This is a genomic window from Synechococcus sp. BDU 130192 (genome assembly GCF_963876085.1).
GTDB lineage: Bacteria > Cyanobacteriota > Cyanobacteriia > Cyanobacteriales > MRBY01 > MRBY01.
Window position 1 is genome coordinate 1 of the sequence record NZ_CAWNNO010000028.1, and the last position, 6,148, is coordinate 6,148.

A 6,148-nucleotide genomic window follows, 5' to 3' on the forward strand; every position below is an offset into this window, starting at 1 on the left:
TGGGGCCTTTTGGGAGGGACACCAACGCTCATTTTTGCCCTGGGGCGATCGCCTCATAATTCCCCCACCGATCCTGAGAAAAGTCCGCCGAACCACCCCCTTTAGCTTCCCTAGACTTTCACTTTTGTTTCATATTCACGAAACATACCTGATAAACTAAGCCATGGTTTTAAGCGAGATTTTCCCCAAGTAATATGACGGCCAGTCACCCCCCCAAACAGGAAAGACCCTGGAGTATTTGGACCGTTTTCGGCTCCACTTTTTTGACGATTTTCATTGCAGAAATGGGGGACAAAACCCAGTTAGCCACCCTCTTAATTTCGGCCCAAGCGGCTTCTCCTTGGGTGGTCTTTTTGGGGGCCGCCCTTGCCCTGGTCAGTACGAGCTTACTGGGGGTAATCATTGGCTATTGGCTCGCCCGGAAGTTGGCCCCCGATATTTTGGATATGTTTGTTGGCGTGCTGCTGCTCGTGATTGCGGGTCTACTGATTGTGGATATGCTGGCAGCCTAATGCCTTTCCCCAGGCAACCGTTTCTGGTTTTTGATTAACGTGATTCACCGATAAAACAGTTTTCTCACCCATGGTAGATATCGATTGGCAATTACTAAGTCTCACTTTTATTACCGTCTTTCTGGCGGAGATTGGTGACAAGAGTCAACTGGCGGCGATCGCCTTAGGAGGCAGTTCCAAATCACCCATTGCCGTATTTTTTGGCTCCGTGACGGCCCTAATTACCACCAGTCTCCTGGGGGTCATTGCCGGGGGAGCTTTCGCTGCGTTTATCCCTGCCCAGATTCTCAAGGGTCTAGCGGCCATCGGTTTTGCAACCCTCGCCGTGCGGTTACTGTGGCATCCGACCCCAGCAGACGAAGATTAGGCCTCTATTTCCCTAGTCCGCAGATCGACGGGAGAAAAAAGAATCTTCTACACTAGAAGGGCAGATTTTTACGCCCTTGCGTTGGGTTTCCCATGGTTGCCACCGTTAGTTTAGATGCCGTTCTCCACAAACACCGGATTCGTCCCACGATCCAAGCGCTCCAATCAGAAATTGTCCAGTGGCGTCGCCAGATCCACCAGAAACCGGAACTGGCATTTCGAGAAAATCTGACAGCAGAATTTATTGCTCATAAGCTCACGGCATGGGGCATCCCCCACCAAACTGGCATCGCTGAAACCGGTATTGTCGCCCTCATCGAAGGTCATCAAAAGGGAAAAGTGCTGGGGATTCGCGCCGATATGGATGCCCTACCGATCCAAGAGGAAAATGAGGTGGATTACCGCTCCCAACATCCGGGAGTAATGCACGCCTGCGGTCACGATGGCCATGTGGCGATCGCCTTGGGGACAGCCAAATACCTCCAGGAAAACCGCGACAGTTTCCGGGGATCTGTGAAAATTATTTTCCAACCCGCTGAAGAAAGTCCCGGTGGCGCAAAACCAATGATCCAGGCGGGAGTGCTTCATAATCCTGACGTGGATGCGATTATTGGCCTGCACCTATGGAACAATCTTCCCTTGGGTACGGTGGGGGTACGACCAGGGGCGTTAATGGCGGCAGTAGAAAGCTTTGACCTGCGGGTACAGGGGAAAGGAGGCCATGGTGCTCTCCCCCACCAGACTGTCGATGCGATCGTGGTCGGGGCGCAAATTGTCGGGGCGCTGCAAACCCTTGTTTCGCGTATTGTGAATCCCCTCGATGCGGCGGTGGTGACCGTCGGCGAATTTAAAGCGGGCCACGCGATGAATGTGATCGCCGATTATGCAGATCTCAAAGGCACCATTCGTTACTTTAATCCCCAACTGGAAAAAACCCTTGGCGATCGCCTCGAAACCATCGTTAGCGGCATTTGCCAGAGCTACGGAGCCAGCTACAAATTAGACCATGTACATCTTTACCCGCCGACGATCAATGATCCCGCTATGGCCGAGTTGGTGCGTTCCGTCGCCGAGGCAACCATCGAAACGCCCCTAGGCGTGATGCCCGAATGCCAAACCATGGGCAGCGAAGATATGTCCTTTTTCCTGCGGGAAGTGCCCGGCTGTTACTTCTTCCTTGGTTCGGCCAATCCCTACTTTGATCTCGCCTATCCCCACCACCATCCCCGCTTTAACTTCGATGAAACAGCCTTGGGAATGGGGGTAGAAATGTTTGTCCGTTGTGTCGAAAAATTTTTAGCCTAACCCCATGCAACTCCACGCCAATTTACAAAAACGCGTCGTCCTCGATACCAACGCTTTACCCTGGCAAGCCTCACCCATGGCCGGGGTCGAACGGCGAATGTTAGACCGGGATGGAGCTGAAGTTGCCCGCGCGACTTCCCTGGTGCGCTATGCCCCCGATAGTTATTTTTCGGAACACACCCACGGCGGCGGCGAAGAATTTTTTGTCCTCGAAGGCACCTTTGCCGATGAACATGGAGAATATCCCCCCGGCACCTATGTGCGTAATCCCGTGGGTTCCAGTCACCGCCCCCACAGTAAAACGGGCTGTACGATTTTCGTAAAGCTCTGGCAAATGGATCCGGCGGATCAAACTTTTGTGCGGGTGAATACCAAAGCTCAATCCTGGGTACCCGGCTTAGTGAAAGGTTTATCGGTGCTGCCGTTGCATAATTTCCAGGGGGAAAATGTTGCTTTGGTGCGGTGGGAACCGGGCACTTATTTCCAAACCCATCGCCATTGGGGGGGTGAGGAAATTTTTGTCCTGGAAGGAACTTTTGAAGATGAGCAGGGCAGTTACCCCGCCGGCAGTTGGTTGCGCAATCCCCCCGATAGTATTCATACTCCCTTTAGTCGAGCAGGCTGCATTATTTATGTGAAAACGGGCCATTTGTAAGGCATTCATCAAATACCAGGGGATTTTTGCGTTTCTGTGGGATCTCGCTTTGAAAATCTGTGCTAAAACCCAACATAGGTGCAGACACTATCATTGAGTAGCGTTAACCCGTAAAACCATAGGTAATTTTCCCCGGAGCCATATGACTTTTTTTTGGCAGAATGATGACCTGGCTACGGGTCAAGGGATCAGCTTTGAGCAGCCGATTTTTCTCGATGGCCAGATGCCTCTCACCGAGGCGATCGCCCTCATGACAGGCCAGGAAAAAGATTCTCCCCAAAGTTGTTTAATCATTACGGAGGGGGAACAAATGGTGGGAATTTTAACGGAGCGGGACTTGGTGCGGCTGTCCCTTTCACCGAAAGCGCTCCACCAAACCTTGGTGCGGGAAATTATGACTAGCCCGGTGGTGACCATTGAGCAGAAAAATTTAATCGACGTTTTTTCGGCCTATAACTTAATGCGACGGCATCAGATCCGCCATTTGCCCGTCGTGGATGAACAGCAGCTTGTGATTGGGGTTACAACCCTTAGTCTGTTGCGGCAGGCGTTACATTTGGGCTATTTTCTCCGGTTTCGGGAAGTGCGGGAGGTGATGTCTAGTCAAGTGATTTCCGCCCCACCAGAAACCTCTGTCCTCGAAGTCGCGCAATTGATGGCGAGGCGACGGATTAGCTGCATAGTGGTGGCCATCGAAGCTGGATATTTCATCAAGCCTATTGGTATTGTCACAGAAAGAGATATCGTCAAATTACAAGGCTCTGGTGCTGATTTAGAGGCCTTGGGCGTTGGGGAAGTGATGAGTGCGCCCCTCATCCAGTTACATCCTGCGGATTCCTTGGCGATCGCCCAAGAAAAACTCCAACGGCATCGGGTACGGCGGATCGTTGTTACCGGAAAAGACGGGGAATTACGGGGTATTTTGACAGAAAGTAATCTCTCGCAAATTCTCGATCCCCTAGAACTGTTCGGGATGTTGGAAATTTTGCAGCATCGAGTCAAACAACTGAGCGAAGATCGCGATCGCCTCTTACCCCACAAAAATCTCCACCTCCAACAGGCCCTGAAAAACGGCGAATTTTTACTCTATTACCAGCCCCAACTCGACATCGAAAGCCAGCGGATCATTGGGGCGGAAGTGTTGGTGCGTTGGCAATCACCGGAACAGGGTTTGGTTTCACCGGGGGAGTTTATCCCCCTCGCCGAAATGACAGGCTTTATTGTGCCCCTGGGGGAATGGATCCTCAAAGCAGCCTGTACCCAAGCCGTCCAATGGCAACAACGGGGCCTTCCCCCCTTACAAATTTCGGTCAACCTTTCGAGTAAGCAACTACAAAGCCCCCAACTGATTCCTTGTCTCAAGGCAATTTTGGCGGAAACGGGTCTTGCGGCCCGCTGGCTCAAACTAGAACTGACCGAAAGTGCCCTAGTGGAGAATGTTGATTTTACGATGGCCCAATTTCGGCTGATTAAGGAACTAGGCGTGGCGATCGCCATTGATGATTTTGGGACGGGTTATGCCTCCCTGGGGTACCTGCAACATTTTCCCTTTGATACCCTCAAAATTGATCGCTGCTTCGTGGAAAATATTCACCAAAACCCTAAAAATGCCGCCATCACCAAAGCCTTGATCAACATGGCCCAGCAGCTTAACTTTTCGGTCGTCACTGAAGGGGTAGAAACGGCTGAAGAAATGGAATTTTTGCGCCAACATCACTGTTACACATTCCAGGGGTTTTTCATTAGTCGCCCCCTACCGACGGCGGCCTTCGAAACATTTTTAGCAAATTATCCAGCCTAAAACTCCGAATCATTACGAAACCCAGTCGTCGTTGCCCGTTCCCCGAGGGAAACAGTTATGCTGAAATTGCGAAAATATTTGCCTCTGTCTGCGGGGTTTGCCCCCAATAATTCACGCCTTATCAAGAAATAGCCATGATGCAAGTCGGACTGCAAGCGCTCCTTAGTGATGCCCATTTGGATGCCACCCAGGCCCAAAGTCAACGGCAACTCTCCCTCTCCATTGGGGCGATCGCCAGTGATTTTCAAGACGCCACCCTGCCGCTCAATCTTTGTTTAGTGCTTGATCACAGTGGTTCAATGGCTGGGCAACCCCTCCGCACCGTTAAAGAAGCCGCAATACAACTGGTTGACCAACTGCGGGAAGGCGATCGCCTCTCGGTGATTGCCTTTGATCACAAAGCGAAGGTGATTGTCCCCAACCAAGATGTTACGGACAAAGCCCACATCAAAGCCCAGATCAACCGCCTTGAGGCCGCCGGGGGCACCTGTATCGACGATGGCATTAAGCTTGGGTTACAGGAGCTGGCCAGTAGTCCCGGTAAACGCGCCGCCCAGGTGTTTATGCTCACCGATGGCGAAAATGAACATGGGGATAATGGCCGCTGCTTAGAAATTGCCGCCGTCGCTGCCGAACATGGTGTGACCCTCAGTAGTCTCGGTTTTGGCGAAAATTGGAACCAAGATGTCCTCGAAAAAATTGCTGATGCGGCCAATGGCAGCTTGGCTTATATTGAAACCCCCAATCAGGCCCTCACCGAATTTGAACGACTCCTCCAGCGGGCCCAATCGGTTGGTTTAACCAATGCCCAACTGCTTTTACAACTTTCTCCCGGTAGTCGCTTGGCAGATCTCAAACCCCTCGCCCAGGTGGCCCCAGAAACCATCGAGTTACCCGTGGTCAAAGAGGGCGATTTTTACGGTGTCCGCCTTGGGGATCTCTTAACCGAAGCGCCCCGGATCATTTTGGCCAATCTCTACATCGACCAACTGCCCCCCGGCCACCAAGCCATCGCCCAGGCCCAAGTCCGCTACGATGACCCGGCCACGGGCCAAACCCGACTCATCTCAGAAGCGATTCCGATCACCGTAGACGTCCAAGAAAACTATCAACCAGCCCCGAATCCGGTGGTGCAACAATCGATTCTCGCCCTTGCGAAATACCGACAAACCCAACTGGCCGAAGACAAGCTCAAGGCAGGCGATCGCCAAGGGGCCGCGACTCTCCTCCAAACGGCAGCAAAAACGGCGATTCAACTGGGTGATACCAATGCGGCCACTGTCCTCCAGCAAAATGCGACCCAACTCCAAGGGGGCCAAGACCTCTCCGAAGGCGATCGCAAACGCACCCGCATCGCCGCAAAAACAATGATTCAACCTTAATCTTTAGGAAACCACCCTACTCACTCGTCAAATTCAACTTGGAGCGTTGTCCCTTCAAAGCTGACCAAATCCCCGTGGCGTAATTTCCGTTTGCGGCGGGTTTCTGTTTCTCCATTGACCTCCACGA

At 52.2% G+C, this 6,148-nt stretch carries 7 protein-coding genes; 6 read left to right on the top strand and 1 reads right to left on the bottom strand.

Going from position 1 to position 6,148, the window contains the following annotated elements:
• Positions 1–194 precede the first annotated feature (194 nt).
• The 6 genes from AACT35_RS08440 (at position 195) to AACT35_RS08465 (ending at position 6,021) form a co-directional block, all read left to right on the top strand.
• A complete protein-coding gene (locus AACT35_RS08440; RefSeq protein WP_012308349.1) occupies positions 195–512 on the top strand; it encodes a TMEM165/GDT1 family protein in 318 nt (105 codons plus the stop codon).
• A 79-nt stretch (positions 513–591) separates the two neighbouring features.
• A complete protein-coding gene (locus AACT35_RS08445; RefSeq protein WP_030007751.1) occupies positions 592–879 on the top strand; it encodes a TMEM165/GDT1 family protein in 288 nt (95 codons plus the stop codon).
• Between the two features lie 92 nt (positions 880–971).
• On the top strand, positions 972–2,183 hold the full coding sequence (locus AACT35_RS08450) for a M20 metallopeptidase family protein (RefSeq protein ID WP_099239473.1): 1,212 nt from the start codon (positions 972–974) through the stop codon (positions 2,181–2,183).
• Positions 2,184–2,187: 4 nt separating this feature from the next.
• A complete protein-coding gene (locus AACT35_RS08455; protein ID WP_099239474.1) occupies positions 2,188–2,838 on the top strand; it encodes a cupin domain-containing protein in 651 nt (216 codons plus the stop codon).
• 142 nt (positions 2,839–2,980) lie between these two features.
• Positions 2,981–4,639: an EAL domain-containing protein gene (locus AACT35_RS08460; RefSeq protein WP_099239475.1), complete on the top strand. Its 1,659-nt coding sequence runs from the start codon at positions 2,981–2,983 to the stop codon at positions 4,637–4,639.
• Positions 4,640–4,776: 137 nt separating this feature from the next.
• Positions 4,777–6,021 carry a vWA domain-containing protein gene (locus AACT35_RS08465; RefSeq protein WP_099239476.1) on the top strand — a complete coding sequence of 415 codons (1,245 nt, stop codon included), beginning with the start codon at positions 4,777–4,779 and terminating at the stop codon, positions 6,019–6,021.
• A gap of 20 nt (positions 6,022–6,041) precedes the next feature.
• On the opposite strand, the gene AACT35_RS15825 is transcribed toward AACT35_RS08465, so the two are convergent.
• On the bottom strand, positions 6,042–6,146 hold the full coding sequence (locus AACT35_RS15825; protein ID WP_254048020.1) for an RNA-binding S4 domain-containing protein: 105 nt from the start codon (positions 6,144–6,146) through the stop codon (positions 6,042–6,044).
• Between the last annotated feature and the right edge of the window lie 2 nt (positions 6,147–6,148).

Excerpts from the sequence above, each read along its gene's own strand:
- AACT35_RS08440 (WP_012308349.1), top strand. The coding sequence starts at position 195 with ATGACGGCCAGTCACCCCCCCAAACAGGAAAGACCCTGGAGTATTTGG.
- AACT35_RS08450 (WP_099239473.1), top strand. The coding sequence starts at position 972 with ATGGTTGCCACCGTTAGTTTAGATGCCGTTCTCCACAAACACCGGATT.
- AACT35_RS08455 (WP_099239474.1), top strand. The coding sequence starts at position 2,188 with ATGCAACTCCACGCCAATTTACAAAAACGCGTCGTCCTCGATACCAAC.
- AACT35_RS08460 (WP_099239475.1), top strand. The coding sequence starts at position 2,981 with ATGACTTTTTTTTGGCAGAATGATGACCTGGCTACGGGTCAAGGGATC.
- AACT35_RS08465 (WP_099239476.1), top strand. The coding sequence starts at position 4,777 with ATGCAAGTCGGACTGCAAGCGCTCCTTAGTGATGCCCATTTGGATGCC.